The organism is Pseudoduganella danionis, assembly GCF_009720775.1.
GTDB lineage: Bacteria > Pseudomonadota > Gammaproteobacteria > Burkholderiales > Burkholderiaceae_D > Rugamonas > Rugamonas danionis.
This window is the reverse complement of sequence record NZ_WNKW01000001.1, coordinates 898,906-913,051: the sequence shown is the minus strand read 5'-3', so window position 1 is coordinate 913,051 and position 14,146 is coordinate 898,906. Positions and strand designations below refer to the sequence as shown.

The 14,146-nt window shown below is 61.8% G+C and carries 13 protein-coding genes; 12 read left to right on the top strand and 1 reads right to left on the bottom strand.

The window, feature by feature from the left end; genetic code table 11:
• The first annotated feature begins 11 nt into the window (after positions 1 to 11).
• From GM655_RS23230 to GM655_RS03855, 8 genes are all read left to right on the top strand, one after another.
• Entirely contained in the window at positions 12 to 1,550 is a 1,539-nt protein-coding gene (locus GM655_RS23230) for a flagellin N-terminal helical domain-containing protein (protein ID WP_155433283.1), read from the top strand.
• 90 nt (positions 1,551 to 1,640) lie between these two features.
• Entirely contained in the window at positions 1,641 to 2,021 is a 381-nt protein-coding gene (locus tag GM655_RS03885; protein ID WP_155433282.1) for a flagellar protein FlaG, read from the top strand.
• A gap of 226 nt (positions 2,022 to 2,247) precedes the next feature.
• Complete coding sequence (gene fliD, locus GM655_RS03880; protein ID WP_371866699.1) at positions 2,248 to 4,929, top strand: flagellar filament capping protein FliD; 2,682 nt, start codon at positions 2,248 to 2,250, stop codon at positions 4,927 to 4,929.
• A gap of 28 nt (positions 4,930 to 4,957) precedes the next feature.
• Positions 4,958 to 5,398: a flagellar export chaperone FliS gene (gene fliS, locus GM655_RS03875; protein ID WP_155433281.1), complete on the top strand. Its 441-nt coding sequence runs from the start codon at positions 4,958 to 4,960 to the stop codon at positions 5,396 to 5,398.
• Between the two features lie 3 nt (positions 5,399 to 5,401).
• Entirely contained in the window at positions 5,402 to 5,731 is a 330-nt protein-coding gene (locus GM655_RS03870) for a flagellar protein FliT (RefSeq protein ID WP_155433280.1), read from the top strand.
• A gap of 14 nt (positions 5,732 to 5,745) precedes the next feature.
• Positions 5,746 to 7,461 carry a flagellar hook-length control protein FliK gene (fliK, locus tag GM655_RS03865; RefSeq protein WP_155433279.1) on the top strand — a complete coding sequence of 572 codons (1,716 nt, stop codon included), beginning with the start codon at positions 5,746 to 5,748 and terminating at the stop codon, positions 7,459 to 7,461.
• The gene (locus GM655_RS03860; RefSeq protein ID WP_155433278.1) at positions 7,451 to 7,807 is read left to right on the top strand and encodes an EscU/YscU/HrcU family type III secretion system export apparatus switch protein; all 357 of its coding nucleotides are present in this window, start codon (positions 7,451 to 7,453) and stop codon (positions 7,805 to 7,807) included. Before fliK ends, GM655_RS03860 begins: the two co-directional genes overlap by 11 nt.
• Before the next feature lie 5 nt (positions 7,808 to 7,812).
• Complete coding sequence (locus GM655_RS03855) at positions 7,813 to 8,571, top strand: flagellar brake protein (RefSeq protein ID WP_155433277.1); 759 nt, start codon at positions 7,813 to 7,815, stop codon at positions 8,569 to 8,571.
• 31 nt (positions 8,572 to 8,602) lie between these two features.
• Here GM655_RS03855 and fliE read toward each other — a convergent pair whose 3' ends face one another.
• Positions 8,603 to 8,953 carry a flagellar hook-basal body complex protein FliE gene (fliE, locus tag GM655_RS03850; protein ID WP_155433276.1) on the bottom strand — a complete coding sequence of 117 codons (351 nt, stop codon included), beginning with the start codon at positions 8,951 to 8,953 and terminating at the stop codon, positions 8,603 to 8,605.
• Between the two features lie 225 nt (positions 8,954 to 9,178).
• Here fliE and fliF point away from each other — a divergent pair, with 225 nt between their 5' ends.
• The 4 genes from fliF to fliI are packed head-to-tail and all read left to right on the top strand — an operon-like array spanning position 9,179 to position 14,144.
• Entirely contained in the window at positions 9,179 to 10,945 is a 1,767-nt protein-coding gene (fliF, locus tag GM655_RS03845) for a flagellar basal-body MS-ring/collar protein FliF (protein WP_155433275.1), read from the top strand.
• Positions 10,938 to 11,936: a flagellar motor switch protein FliG gene (fliG, locus tag GM655_RS03840; RefSeq protein ID WP_155433274.1), complete on the top strand. Its 999-nt coding sequence runs from the start codon at positions 10,938 to 10,940 to the stop codon at positions 11,934 to 11,936. The genes fliF and fliG overlap by 8 nt, the downstream gene beginning before the upstream one ends.
• Entirely contained in the window at positions 11,936 to 12,706 is a 771-nt protein-coding gene (locus GM655_RS03835) for a flagellar assembly protein FliH (protein WP_229632354.1), read from the top strand. Before fliG ends, GM655_RS03835 begins: the two co-directional genes overlap by 1 nt.
• Before the next feature lies 1 nt (position 12,707).
• The gene (gene fliI / locus GM655_RS03830) at positions 12,708 to 14,144 is read left to right on the top strand and encodes a flagellar protein export ATPase FliI (protein WP_155433273.1); all 1,437 of its coding nucleotides are present in this window, start codon (positions 12,708 to 12,710) and stop codon (positions 14,142 to 14,144) included.
• The last annotated feature ends 2 nt before the right edge of the window (positions 14,145 to 14,146 follow it).

Sequence of the window (14,146 nt, the reverse complement as noted above, 5' to 3'; positions counted from 1 at the left end):
GGAGAAACATCATGGCACAAGTCATCAATACCAACCTTGCATCGCTGAATTCGCAACGTAACCTGACCACCTCGCAAGCATCCCTGTCGACCTCGCTGCAACGCCTGTCCTCGGGTCTGCGTATTAACAGCGCTAAAGACGACGCTGCAGGTCTGGCTATTTCGGAGCGTTTCACTTCGCAAATTCGCGGTAATACGACGGCTGCTCGCAACGCCAACGACGGTATCTCGCTGGCGCAAACGGCCGAGGGTGGCTTGAGCACCGCCGGCGATCTGCTGCAACGTATTCGCGAACTGGCTGTTCAATCGGCCAACGGCACCAACTCCGATTCCGACCGTAAATCGATCCAGGGCGAGGTTTCCGCTCTGTCGCAAGAACTGAACCGCGTGGCCAACACCACCCAGTTCAACGGTCAAAACGTACTGGACGGCTCGCTGACCACCTCGCAGTTCCAGGTCGGTGCTAACGCCAACCAAACCATTAACGTCGGCGTACAGTCGGCCAAAGCTACCGACATCGGCAATAACACTCTGGCTGGTGTGTACGGCAACGCCACCGGCAGCGCCAATGCCGCCACCGGTACCGCCAGCAACGGCGTACTGGCCCAAACCCTGACCGTCACTTCGGGCAGCGGCGTAAGCACCAGCGTGGACGTCAAACTGGCTGACAGCGCTAAAAAAATCGCCGCTTCCGTCAATGCGCTGAGCGCTACTTCGGGTGTGACCGCCACCGCTAGCACCACGGCTACCCTGTCGGGCCCAACCGCTACCGGTTTCGTCGATGGCTCGCTGCAGTTCACTCTGCGTGGCGATAACTCGATCGAAGCAGATGCCAACTCGACCGCTGTCACCATCTCCGCCAAAATCAAAGGCGGCGACCTGTCGGCAGTAGCTCAGGCCATCAATGCACAAGTGGGTACCACCGGTATCAGCGCCACCATCCAGACCAACGGCACCACCCACAACAAAGAGATCAAGCTGACCAACGCCTCGGGCGCTGACATCCAGATCACCAACACCAACGGCGCTTCGGATGACTCGCTGGCCGCCGCTTCGCTGCGTGGCCCTGATCAGCCAGCCAATGGCTCGGTTGCTGCAATCGAAGGTACCCAACAGTTGATCGGCACTACGTCGGCCACGGTAGGCGGCCACCTCGACTTCTCGTCGGAAAGCGGCTTCACCATCAGCTCGACCACCACCGACATCGTCAATGGCTCGACTGGTTCGGATCTGCAATCGGTTGCCAAAATCGACGTCAGCACCGTGGACGGCTCGAACAAAGCCCTGAAAACGCTGGACGCTGCACTGAACCAGATCAACTCGAACCGCGCTGCTCTGGGTGCGATCCAGAACCGCTTTGCTTCGACCATCTCGAACCTGAACATCGCGACCGAGAATCTGTCGGCATCGCGTAGCCGGATTCAAGATACCGACTTCGCTGCAGAAACTGCCAGCCTCACCCGCGGTCAGATCCTGCAACAAGCTGGTACGGCGATCCTGGCCCAAGCGAACTCGCTGCCTAACGGTGTGCTGTCGCTGCTGCGTGGCTAAAATCCGGGGATGAGTTGACTTAACACCGTCGCTCTGACTAGGTTCCCCGGCTGATGTCATCAGTCGGGGATTTTTCACAAAGGAAGCATCATGACTATCGATACTATTGGCAACAGCACGACGGCCCGCACGGTCGACCGTCCTGCCGCCAGCGATGCCAGCGCCGCTACCGGGGCCGCAAGGGCACCTGCGACCGCCGTGGAAACGGCCGCCGCGGTGACGGCTTCAGCCAACGTGCCGACGCTGGATCAGGTAAAAAATGCCGTGTCGCAGTTGAATAAATCGTCGCAAGCCAAATCACAAGGGCTGGAATTTTCTGTCGACAATGACACCAAGCGCACGGTGGTGAAAGTGGTCGATTCCGGCACCGGTGAAGTGCTGCGCCAGATTCCTTCGCCTGAAGCACTGGAAATTGCCAAATCGCTGGATTCGAAAGCCAGCACCGGTCTGCTGATCCAGCAAACCGCCTGAGGCGACTGCGCGCCCAGCGCAGCCGCTTTACCCGTCACGCCACCGTTTGCGTGCTGGTTCTCCCGCCCCTCACGGCGGCGTCTCCTTGACGCCTGGCCGTCGCTTTGTCATATCCAAACTGCCTGTTTTTTTAGCTTTTGACGAACTGACAGGTATTCCCCCCTCTCAAGTCGGGTTTGATTCGACCGATATTGTCTTATATTATTGCTTTACTTAGGAGCGCAACGTGGGCATCTCATCACCCGGCATCGGCTCAGGCATCGACGTCAACACCATCGTCAGTAAGCTGATGGCGGTGGAGTCTGCCCCGCTGGCGGATTTCGACAAGAAGTCGGCCAGTTATCTGGCCCAGGTGTCGGCTTTCGGCAACCTGTCCGGTGCGCTCGGCACGTTCCAGGGTGCACTGTCCGGCCTGACCTCGGTCTCCAGCTTCCAGGCACTGGTCAGCACCCCCAGCGATTCCACCGTGATTAGTGCGTCCGCCTCGAGTACCGCGCAAACGGGGACTTACCGGATCAACATCAATCAGATTGCTCAGTCGCAAACTTTGGGTTCGGGTGGCTACAAGAGCACCACGGCCGCCATCGGCGTCGGCAACAAGACCACGATTAACTTTGCCATGGGCACCGTCAGCGGCGGCAGCTTCGGCCTGAGCGGCAGCGCGCTCGGCGCCAGTCTGAGCAGCGGCGGCCTGACGCCGGGCTCGCTGACACTCAACAATACCGTGATCGCCACGGACGGCAGCACCCGCAGCGCCCGTCTGCTGGCCGATGCCATCAACGCCAAGAGCACCACCACTGGCGTATCCGCCAAACCCAGTACCACCGTCACCAGCGCCACCCTGTTCGGCGGCAGTGGCGCCGCCAACTATGGCAATGTCGATACCAGCGGCGGCGGCACTTATGCCATCACGGTGGGCGGCGTAGAAATCGCGGCCCAGGCCAGCGGCGTCGCCGCCGGTAGCGGTCTGACCGCTGCCGCGCTCGACAGCGCGCTCGCGGGTAGCGCCGTCAGCCGTGCGCTAGCCGACGCCAACATCAGTTTTACCGGCACGGCCGCAGATGGCACGCTGCAATTCAGCAATGCCGATGGCAGCAATATCGCGATCACGGAAGTGGTCAGCGGTACCGTCACGGGCGGCCTGGGCAATAGCGGCACGGCCAATGTGGGCTCCAGTACCACGGCCGTCGGCAGTATTTCGCTGGTTTCGGCCGATGGCAGCCCGATTACCGTGGGCGGCACCAATCCGGCCGGCGCCGGCTTTAGCGCCGGCACGGGCGGCGCCTACATCGGTGCCAGCTTTGCCGCCGACGCCTCGCGCACCAGCGGCAACATCGTCATCGACAGCACCAACAACACGCTGCAAGGCATACTCGAAGCCATCAACAAGGGCAATTTCGGCGTGACGGCCAGCATTGTTTCGGACGGTTCTACCGGCACCGGCGCCACCCCGAATCACTTGATTCTGACGTCCACAGCGACCGGCGTCAGTTCCACGATGAAGATCACGCTCGCCGGTTCCGGCGGCAATCCGCCCGACCCGGCACTGGAAGCCTTGCTGGCCTATGATCCTGCAGGTGTACAGAACCTGAGCCAGAAGGCGGCCGCTGCGGATACGCGCGCCACCGTCAACGGCATCGCCGTGACCAGTTCCGGCACCAGCATCAGCGGCGCGATTGCCGGCGTCAACATCAGCGCGCTGGCTGTCGGCAGCTCCAGCCTGACCGTTTCCAAGGACAGCAGCTCGCTGACCACGTCCGTCAATGGCTTCGTCAAAGCCTATAACGAGCTGAATACGCAGATCACTTCGCTGGGCGGCTATAACGCCGACACCAAGACCGGCGGACCGCTGCTGGGCGACACCACCTTGCGTAATCTGCAGGCCGGCATACGGCGTCAGTTATCGAGCTCGATCACGGGCTTGCGCGGCACCAGCCTGACCAATCTGTCGCAGATCGGCATTTCCTACCAAAAAGATGGCACGCTGACGCTGGATAATGCCAAGCTGCAAAAGGCCATCAACAGCAATTTCAATGATATTGCCGGCCTGTTCGCAGCAGTCGGCCGCGGCACGGATCCCGATGTCAAGTTCACCAGTTCGGGAACCAACACCAAAGCCGGCGATTACGCCTTGAATATCACCCAGTTGGCCACCCAGGGCACGCTGCAGGGAACGCTGGCGCTGCCAGCCGAAACCACGATCGATGCGGACACTAGCTGGACCGTGACTTTGAACGACACCACGCCGGCCACGCTGTCCAACACTGCAACGATCAGTCTGCCTGCAGGCACGTACAACCCGAGCCAGCTAGCCACCTTGCTGCAATCATCGATCAATGGCGTCAGCGCGTTTGCCAATGCCGGTGCGACGGTCACGGCGACCGTCGGCGACGATGGCAAGCTCAAGCTGCAATCCACGCGCTACGGTTCGAAATCGAATATCCATCTGGTCACGGCCAGCGGCACGGATACCAGCGCCGTGTTCGGCAGCGGCAGTTCCGTCGATGGCGTGGATGTGGCCGGCACTATCGGCGGCTATACCGCCACCGGTGATGGCCAGTCGCTGACGGGCGCGCCGGGTGCGCCTGTCGATGGGCTGAAGCTGACCGTGACGGGCGATGCCATCGGCAACCGTGGCACGTTTGGCTTCTCGCAAGGCTATGCCTACCAGCTCAATGCACTGGCAGGCACTTATCTGGGCGCGAAAGGTGCGATCACGAGTCGTACCACAGGTTTGAACAATTCGGTAAAAGATATTACCAAGCAAAAAGACGCTTTTAATTCACGATTGGCCGACATCGAAGCGCGCTATCGTAAGCAATACACTGGTCTCGATACGTCGATCGCCAGTATGAATAAAACCGCGTCATTCCTGACGCAACAGTTCGCTGCTCTAAGCAAGTCTTAGGCAAGAACGCTTTAACAGGAGAGTGAGTATGTTCGGATCCCGACAAACTGGCGTGCATGCCTATGCCAAAGTAGGTATGGAAACCGGCGTAGTAGCCGCCAGTCCCCACAAGCTGATCGTTATGCTGTTTGACGGTGCGCTAGTGGCCTTGGGCACTGCTCTAAATAGTATGCGTGATGGCAATATCGGCGAAAAAGGCAAGTCGATTTCCAAAGCCATCATGATCATCGACAGTGGCTTGCGCGCGGCACTCGACAAGAAGGCCGGCGGCGAAATTGCCGAAGGCCTCGATGCGCTGTACGAATATATGAGCGGTCGCCTGCTCACGGCCAACCTGAACAATGACCCCAGCATACTGGAAGAAGTCCAGCGTCTGCTGACCGAGCTGCGCGATGCATGGAACGCCATCGGCGACACGCCTGCAGTCACCGGCCAGACTGTTCCTACCCCTTCACTCGCGAGCGCCTGATACATGATGACCCACCAACAAGTGTTGACGGTGTATGCCGCCATGGCCGACCTGACGGAACAAATGGTACAAGCTGCCCAGCGCAGCGACTGGGACCAGTTGATCGTGCTGGAACAGGGTTGCGCTGCCCATGTGCAAACGCTGCGTGAACACGATACGGGCACGCCTATGCGCGGCGCCGAACGCGAGCGCAAAATCGAGCTGATCCGCCAGATGCTGAATGCTGACCGGCAGATCCGCGACCTGACCATGCCGTGGATGGCCCAGCTATCGAAGCTGATCAGCGCCACGGGCGCCGAACGGCGCGTGGTCAACGCTTACGGTAGCGTCTAAGCACGCAGACCAGCATGCTGCCGTCCCCGCTGACGATCCCGCCGGTCGGCGCAGTTGCGGCAGCCGGTCCGGCCGCGGCCATCGGCGATGGCCGTCAGGCAGCGTTCCAGCGTGCCTTGCAAAGTCTGGTGGGACAGTCGGTCACGGGCGAGGTGCTGTCGCGTTTCAATGATGGCAGCTTCATGGTCAACGTGGCCGAACATGCCGTGCGCATGCAATTGCCGGCCGACGCCAGCGTCGGCAGCCATTTGCCGCTGACAGTGCTCAGCGCCGAACCGCGCGCCACCTTCGAACTGCGCCAGGCCAGTAGCAGCAATGTGGTGCTGTATGGTGAAGCCCCGGCCGGCACCGACGATTTATACAGTCCGCCCCATCCATCCGGCGCTGGCCTTAACCCGCAGGCCAGCAGCACCCCCGCCGCACTGGCCCGCGTAGCGCTGCCTGGTCAGGGCAGCACTACCGCCATGCCGGCAGAGTCCGCTCCAACGGCTGGCAGTTTGCCGCCCACGAGCGCTGGCGCGCCCTCATCGGCGGCCACCATATCAGCCGGCAGTATGCCTGGCGCTGCGGCACCGGCAACTGCCTGGTCAGCAGATACGGCGGCGCTGGTATCGGCCACCGTCGCGGCCCGCAGTGGTGCGGGCCCTGCCACAAACGCCAGCACTTCCGCCGCAGTCAACTCTGCCGGCACGCCCGCCAGTGCAGCCACGGCCGCTCCAGACCCGCGTGCAAGCGGCAGTGCCAGCCTGACGCCGCCCACTGCCCTGCCGCCTGCGTCGGTGCCGGGCGCCTTGCTGGCTGCGGGCGCCATGCTGAATGCCGCGCCCAGCCGCAACACCCGCACACCTCTCGCCGCAACGGACACCGCACACGCAGCCAGCGTCGGCGCAGCAGACGAAGAGCATGGCGCTGCGGCGCTGTCCAGCCACGGCGGCGCAAGCATCAGCAGCGGCCAGGCCAGTTCCCAGACGAGCCGGGCCCAGCACAGCGCGGCCAGCCTGCTGGGCAAAGCGCCACTGACGGCGCTGGCGGACTTACCCGCACTCGATGCAGGCACTAGCCAGCCCGAACTGAGCCCGGCGGCCCGCATACTGGGCAAGCTTTTGAACCAGCCGGCCGCTGCCAGCGCCGAGCCACTACAGGGCAAAACACCTTTATTCAACCGTACTGAAGCCCATCCGGCACAACTGGCCCAGACCTTGCAGAACAGCATAGAAGACAGCGGCCTGTTTTACGAATCGCACCTGGCCGCCTGGAGCCGGGGCGAGCGCACGCTGGAACAATTGCAGCGCGAACCGCAAATGCAACAACTGCAGCGCCCCGATACGGCCGGCCAGCCCGATCGCAGCAGCGCCCAGCAGATCAACCAGCAACTGCTTAGCCATGAACAGGGACGGGTGCAATGGCAGGGCGAAGCGTGGCCCGGCACCCCCATGCATTGGCAGATCCAGCGCGATAGCGAACACGGCAGCGACGGCCGTGGCGGCAGTGATGCTGCGCCGGCGCCCGTCTGGCGTAGCCAGCTACGCCTGCGCTTTGCCGCGCTTGGCGAACTGTCGGTGGCCATCACCATGGTCGGCCAGCAAGTGCACCTGCAGTTGCAGACTGACCAGGCCAGCAGCACGAACACGCTGCGCACCCAGGCCGGCACGCTGGAACAGGCCATGAGCGCGGCCGGCATTAATCTGGCCTCATTGCAAATCGAACAAGGCGACCAGCATGACGGATGAAACCAGCCCGCGCCCTGTGCCGCGCGCCGTCGCCCTCGCCTACGGCGTCAATGATGCTGCGCCCAAGGTCGTCGCCAAGGGGCGCGGACTGATCGCCGAGCAAATTATCGAGCTGGCACGCGAAGCGGGCGTGTTTGTGCATGAGTCGCGCGATCTGGTGTCTTTGCTCATGGATATTGACTTGGACCAACAGATTCCGCCCACGCTCTATAGGACGATTGCGGAACTACTAGCGTGGCTATATCATATTGAATCAGCGCAAAAGTCTGGTCTGCCGCTACCGCTGGCACCCGACCCGCTCGCTTCACTACAGGCATCTCCGCATGCCCCACTTACCGACACTTAGAACTGATGTACCCACATTTTCAGGATACGGCTTTAGAAAACTGGCACGATTTCGAAGTCGAATCGCGCAAGGAAATTGTTTCCCTATTGCGTGGCATAGGCGCCAAGAAACAGCTGATCCGCATGCTGATACAGGGTGAAAATGACGTCTGCGTCACTTCCATCTTAGATGTCGACGAAGCCAGCAGCACCGTCATCCTCGATACCTCGGTCGATCCGGGCCAGCACAAACGCATCCTGTCGTCGAGCCGCCTGTCGTTCGAAACCTCGCTCGATAAAGTACGTATCCTGTTTGCGGCCGATGCCGTCAGTACTGCCACTTACGGTGGCCATCCGGCTTATCGCATCGCGATTCCGGCCAGCCTGATCCGCTTACAGCGGCGCGAGTACTACCGTATCGCAACGCCCGTCAGCAATCCGGTGCGGGTGTTGCTGCGGCTGCCAGATGACCTGGGCGGGCCGACCAGCTTCCCGCTGGCCGATATTAGCTGTGGCGGTATTGCCATCCTCGATAACAAAATGGTGCTGGGTGAAGCCGTGGGACGCGAATACCACGATTGCCGGCTAGAGTTGCCCGAAATCGGCATGGTGAGCACGGACTTACAGGTGCGCAATTCGCTCGACCTGACGCTGCTCAATAACAAAACCAACCGCCGTCTGGGCTGTGAATTCATCAATATTTCACGCGGCAACCTGGCCGCCGTCCAGCGCTACATCACCCGTCTGGAACGCGAGCGCAATGCGCGTATTGCCGGCCTGAGCTAGATCAACCGGGGCCGGTGCCCGTGCCGGCCGCTTAGATCTGCATATTCATGATGTCGTGATACGCCGACACCAGCTTGTTGCGCACCTGTATGGTGGCCTGGAAGTTGATACTGGCTTTCTGGGTCGCAATCATCATATCGGACAGGCTCACGCTGTCGTCGCCCAGTGCAAATTTCTGGCTCATGTCCTCGGCCTTGACCTGGCTGGCATTCACCCCGTCCAGCGCCGACTTGAGCGCATCAGAAAACTGTACGCGCGCGGCCGGCGCCACGGCCGGCTCAGTCTTGATCACAGGCGGCGTCAGTCCCGGCCGCGTGGCATGCGCCTTCAATTGCGCGATCATATTCTGTATCTGCGTACTGTCGATGCCACCGGTTTTCATTGCGCACTCCATCTTGTTGCTGTCATGGAACAAACTCCACGACTTGGCGGCCGCAGCGTTACAATACGTCACGGCTCTTTCAGTGCTAGCAGAATAACAGCGCGACAGTCTAGCGACAGTTGCGAGCAGAGGCCAAAACGAGGCTCTATTTGCCCGATTGAAATCTCACCGTACAGGCAATAATCGTTCATCCTCACACCAACCCCGTACCGGAAAACCATCATCATGGCCGTAGCCGACACCCTAGCCAACGAGAACACCAGCGAGACTGGCGACGAAGAAGTTAGCGAACAGCTATCGTTCTTCCAGACTCCGCTGGGACGCAACTTTGCCCGTGCCGCCGCTGCTGCCGCAGTGATCGCCATTCTGTTCGGGCTGTACCTGTGGAATAAGCCGCCCGAGTACGGCGTGCTGTTCTCCAACTACACCGACCGCGACGGCGGCGCCATCACGGCCGAACTGGACAAGCTCAACATCAAGCACAAGTTTTCCGACAATGGCACGGCCATCCTCGTGCCGACCGATCAGGTGCATGATGTGCGCCTGAAGCTGGCCGCGCAGGGCTTGCCGAAAGGCGGCAGCGTGGGCTTCGAGCTGATGGAAAACCAGAAGCTGGGCGTGTCGCAATTCCTCGAGCAAGTCAATTACCAGCGCGCGCTCGAAGGCGAGCTGGCACGTTCCATCCAGTCGCTGGCGGCAGTGGAAAATGCGCGCGTCCATCTGGCCTTGCCGAAACCGTCCGTATTCGTACGCGACCAGCAGAAGCCCACCGCTTCCGTGCTGCTGACCTTGCGTCCGAACAGCATGATCAACGTCGAGCAGACGGCTGCCATCGTCCATCTGGTAGCGTCCAGCGTGCCCGAGCTGATTCCGGCCAACGTCACCGTGGTCGATCAGGCCGGCAATCTGATTTCCGAGCTGAACAAGAACGGCAACGCCAATCAGAACGCCAAGAACATGAACGAGACCCAGCTCAAGTATGTCAAGGACATGCAGCAGCAGGTGATCCGACAGGTCGAATCCATCATCATCCCTATCGTCGGGGAAGGCAATGTGCGCGCCGAAGCGACGGCCGATGTGGACTTTGCCCAGATCGAACAGGCGGCCGAAACCTATAAACCGAATTCGCCACCGGCCGCTTCCGCCATCCGCAGCCAGCAGAGCAGCGAAACCAGCGGCAGCGCCGGCAGCAATAATCCGAACGGCATCCCGGGCGCGCTGTCCAACCAGCCGCCGGGCACGGCCACGGCACCGCTCAACCAGACTGCTGCCAACGGCAGCACGGCACCGGCCCCGGGCACGCCACCGGGCGCCGCCACCGGCACCACGGGCAGCACAGGGCCCACCCACAAGGAATCGACCACCAATTACGAAGTCGACAAGACCGTGCGCTACGAGCAGCGCGGCATGGGCGGCCTGCGCCGCCTGACCGTGGCCGTGGTGGTCAACCACAAGCGCATCGTCGGCAAGGATGGCAAGGTCACGGTGAAAGCCTATACGCCGGAAGAAATGGTCAAGATCAACGATCTGGTCAAGCAGGCCATGGGCTATAACCAGGACCGCGGCGACGCCGTCAGCGTGGCCAATGCGCCGTTCGAAGGCGTGGATCGTCCGTACGAGCAGCCGCCTGAATGGTGGCGCGATCCGGCCAACCTGCCGCTGGCCAAGGACTTCGCCAAATTCCTCATCACGGCCATGATCCTGCTGTACATCGTGCTGCGCATCGTCAAGCCGATGATGCGTCCCGTGTTCAAGAAAATCGACGAGTTCAATGCCGTCGAGCCGGAGCCGGAAGAGCCGGAACCGGAACCCGAAGAAGAAGTGGAAGAAGGTCCGAACGAAGCGCTCATCGCCGAAGAAGAACTGCGCCTCATGGAAGAAAACACGGTGCGCAGCTACCGCGAAAATCTGGCCATGGCGAAGAAACTGGCGACCGAGGACCCGCGGATTGTGGCCAACATCATCAAGGAATGGATAGGCGCAAATGACTGAGAATACCGGACTGCAGAAAGCAGCAATTCTGATGCTGTGCATGGGCGAAACGGAAGCGGCCGAAGTGATGAAATTCCTCGGCCCGCGCGAAGTGCTCAAGCTCGGCGCGGCCATGGCCACCATGAAAAACGTGCCGCACGAAGACGTGGTGGGCACACTCGACAACTTCCGCGACATGGTGGCGGCCGCCTCCACCGTGGGCCTCGATTCGGACGAATACATCCGTCAGGTGCTGACCAAGGCACTCGGCGACGACAAGGCGTCCGTGCTGCTGTCGCGCATTCTGGGCGGCAAGGATGCGTCCGGTATCGAATCGCTGAAGTGGATGGATTCGCAATCCGTGGCCGAGCTGATCCGCAACGAACACCCGCAGATCATCGCAACCATACTGGTCCACCTCGAGCGTGATCAGGCGTGCGAAATTCTCGGCCACTTCACCGACCGTCTGCGCAACGACGTGGTGCTGCGCATAGCCACGTTGGACGGCGTGCAGCCGGCCGCGCTGCGCGAGCTCAACGACGTGCTGACCAAGCTGCTGTCGGGTAATGAAAATATCAAGAAATCCTCGCTGGGCGGCGTACGCACGGCGGCCGAGATCCTCAACTTCATGAGCGGCGAACAGGAAGGTTCTGTGATGGATAACATCAAGAACTACGACAACGATATGGCACAGAAGATCATGGACGAGATGTTCGTGTTCGACAACGTGATCGATATCGACGACCGCGGCATCCAGTTGCTGCTGCGCGAAGTCCAGTCCGACATGCTGGTGATTGCGCTGAAAGGCGCTTCGCCCGAACTGCGCGAGAAGATCTTCAAGAACATGTCGGCGCGTGCGGCCGAAATGATGCGCGAAGATCTAGAATCCAAAGGTCCGGTGCGGCTGTCCGAAGTGGAAGCCCAGCAAAAAGGCATATTGCAGATCGTGCGCCGTCTGTCCGATGAAGGCCAGATTGTGCTCGGTGGTAAAGGCGACGATTCCTTCATCTGATGAACAGTACGGTAAAAACACCCCAGCCAGCCTTCCAGCGCTGGCAAATGACCTCGTTCGGCGACGAGCGCCCCAGCGCCGTGGCCAAACGCGAGGCCGAGCAGCGCCTGCGCGACGCCGAAGCGGCGCAACTGGCGGCCGAGCAGCACGAACAGGAAGAACTGGAACGGCAGGCGCGCGAGCAGGAAGACATGGGCCCGCCGATTCCGCCACCACCGAGCTATCCCACGGTGGAAGAACTGGAAGCCATACGCGAACAGGCGCGCCAGGAAGGCTATGAAGAAGGCCATACGGCCGGCCATGCCGATGGCCATGCCGAGGTCATGCAAGCCGGCCAGCAGCGCACCGATGCCGTGCTGGCCGAACTGCACAAGCTGGCAGAGAGCTTCGGCACGGCCGTGCAGCAGGCCGACCAGCTGATTGCCAACGATGTGCTGGAACTGGCCCTGCATCTGGCCAAGAATATGCTCAAAACCGCCCTGCCCGTGAAACCGGAGCTGCTGTTGCCCGTGGTGCGCGAAGCGGTCGACTACCTGCCCTCGCTGCAGCAGCCGGCCGAACTGATGCTGCACCCGGACGATGCGGCCGTGGTGCGCGCCGGCATAGGCGAAGAACTGCAGCAGAATGGCTGGCGCATCGTCGAAGACGAGCAGGTGGGCCGGGGCGGCTGCAAGGTCGATACGGCCAGCAACCAGATCGATGCCACAGCCGCCGTACGCTGGCAACGCCTGAGCCATGCGCTGGGCAAAGATGTCAGCTGGCTGGACTGACATGGATACCAGCCTGCCCGCGCCGGCCGCACGGTCTGCTGACCAGCCTGCCAATGCACACACTGCGCGCTGGCAAGCCTATCTGCACGACTGCGCCACGCTGGCCGATTTCGTCGAGCCCATGCATGTTTCCGGCCGCGTCACGCGCGTGGCCGGCCTCGTGATGGAAGCCGTCGGGCTGCGCCTCGCGGTCGGCGCGGCCTGCACCGTGCCGCTGCCGGCCGGCGGCCATATCGAAGCGGAAGTGGTGGGTTTCGAAGGCGAGCGCCTGTTCCTGATGCCGCAAAGCGATGTGGAAGGCGTGGTGCCGGGCACGCGCGTGTTCCCGGTCGAGCCGGCCATCCCGCGTCCGGGCAGCGTGCCCCATCCGCGCCGCCGTCCGAGCGACCGCGCGCGTCACCTGCCGGTGGGACCGGAACTGCTGGGCCGCGTGCTCGATGGTGCCGGCCGTCCGCTCGATGGGCTGGGCCCGCTCAACGCGAGCGCCAGCGCGCCTATCAATACGCGCCCGGCCAACCCGCTGGGCCGCGCGCCGATTACCGACACGCTGGACGTGGGCGTACGCTCGATCAACGCCATGCTGACGGTGGGCCGGGGCCAGCGTATGGGCCTGTTCGCCGGTTCCGGCGTGGGTAAATCCGTGCTGCTGGGCATGATGGCACGCTACACGGAAGCCGACATCATCGTGGTTGGCCTGATCGGCGAACGGGGCCGCGAGGTGAAAGAATTCATCGAACAGATTCTCGGCGAGGAAGGCCTGGCACGCTCGGTGGTGGTGGCCGCGCCGGCCGACACGCCGCCGCTGATGCGCCTGCAGGGCGCAGCCTATTCCACCGCGATTGCCGAACATTTCCGCGATCAGGGCTTGAACGTGCTGCTGATTATGGATTCGCTGACCCGCTACGCCATGGCGCAGCGTGAAATTGCACTGGCCATCGGCGAACCACCGGCCACCAAAGGCTATCCGCCTTCCGTTTTCGCCAAGCTGCCGATTTTGGTCGAACGGGCCGGCAATGGCGAACAGGGCGGCGGCTCGATTACGGCCTTCTACACCGTGCTGACGGAAGGCGACGACCAGCAGGACCCGATTGCCGACTCGGCCCGGGCGATTCTGGACGGCCACATCGTGCTCAACCGCCGGCTGGCCGAAGCGGGCCACTATCCGGCCATCGACATCGAACAATCGATCAGCCGCGCCATGCATGGCATTACCAGCGCCGAGCACCAGCATCAGGCCCGCCGCCTCAAGCAACTCTTTTCCCGCTATGAACGTAGCCGCGACCTGATCAGCGTGGGCGCCTATGCCGCCGGCAGCGATCCCGTGCTCGACCAGGCTATCCAGCTACACGAACGCATCGAGCATTTCCTCCAGCAGCAGATCACCGAACGGGTGACCATGGGCGAGAGCTTAGGGCAACTTACCTCTCTATTCGACTGATG

Bases quoted from the DNA above. Each gene is read 5' to 3' on its own strand.
- fliS (WP_155433281.1), top strand. From the start codon at position 4,958: ATGTTCGGATCCCGACAAACTGGCGTGCATGCCTATGCCAAAGTAGGT.
- fliG (WP_155433274.1), top strand. From the start codon at position 10,938: ATGACTGAGAATACCGGACTGCAGAAAGCAGCAATTCTGATGCTGTGC.
- GM655_RS03860 (WP_155433278.1), top strand. From the start codon at position 7,451: ATGACGGATGAAACCAGCCCGCGCCCTGTGCCGCGCGCCGTCGCCCTC.
- fliE (WP_155433276.1), bottom strand. From the start codon at position 8,953: ATGAAAACCGGTGGCATCGACAGTACGCAGATACAGAATATGATCGCG.
- fliK (WP_155433279.1), top strand. From the start codon at position 5,746: ATGCTGCCGTCCCCGCTGACGATCCCGCCGGTCGGCGCAGTTGCGGCA.
- GM655_RS03885 (WP_155433282.1), top strand. From the start codon at position 1,641: ATGACTATCGATACTATTGGCAACAGCACGACGGCCCGCACGGTCGAC.
- GM655_RS23230 (WP_155433283.1), top strand. From the start codon at position 12: ATGGCACAAGTCATCAATACCAACCTTGCATCGCTGAATTCGCAACGT.
- GM655_RS03835 (WP_229632354.1), top strand. From the start codon at position 11,936: ATGAACAGTACGGTAAAAACACCCCAGCCAGCCTTCCAGCGCTGGCAA.
- fliI (WP_155433273.1), top strand. From the start codon at position 12,708: ATGGATACCAGCCTGCCCGCGCCGGCCGCACGGTCTGCTGACCAGCCT.
- GM655_RS03855 (WP_155433277.1), top strand. From the start codon at position 7,813: ATGTACCCACATTTTCAGGATACGGCTTTAGAAAACTGGCACGATTTC.
- GM655_RS03870 (WP_155433280.1), top strand. From the start codon at position 5,402: ATGATGACCCACCAACAAGTGTTGACGGTGTATGCCGCCATGGCCGAC.
- fliF (WP_155433275.1), top strand. From the start codon at position 9,179: ATGGCCGTAGCCGACACCCTAGCCAACGAGAACACCAGCGAGACTGGC.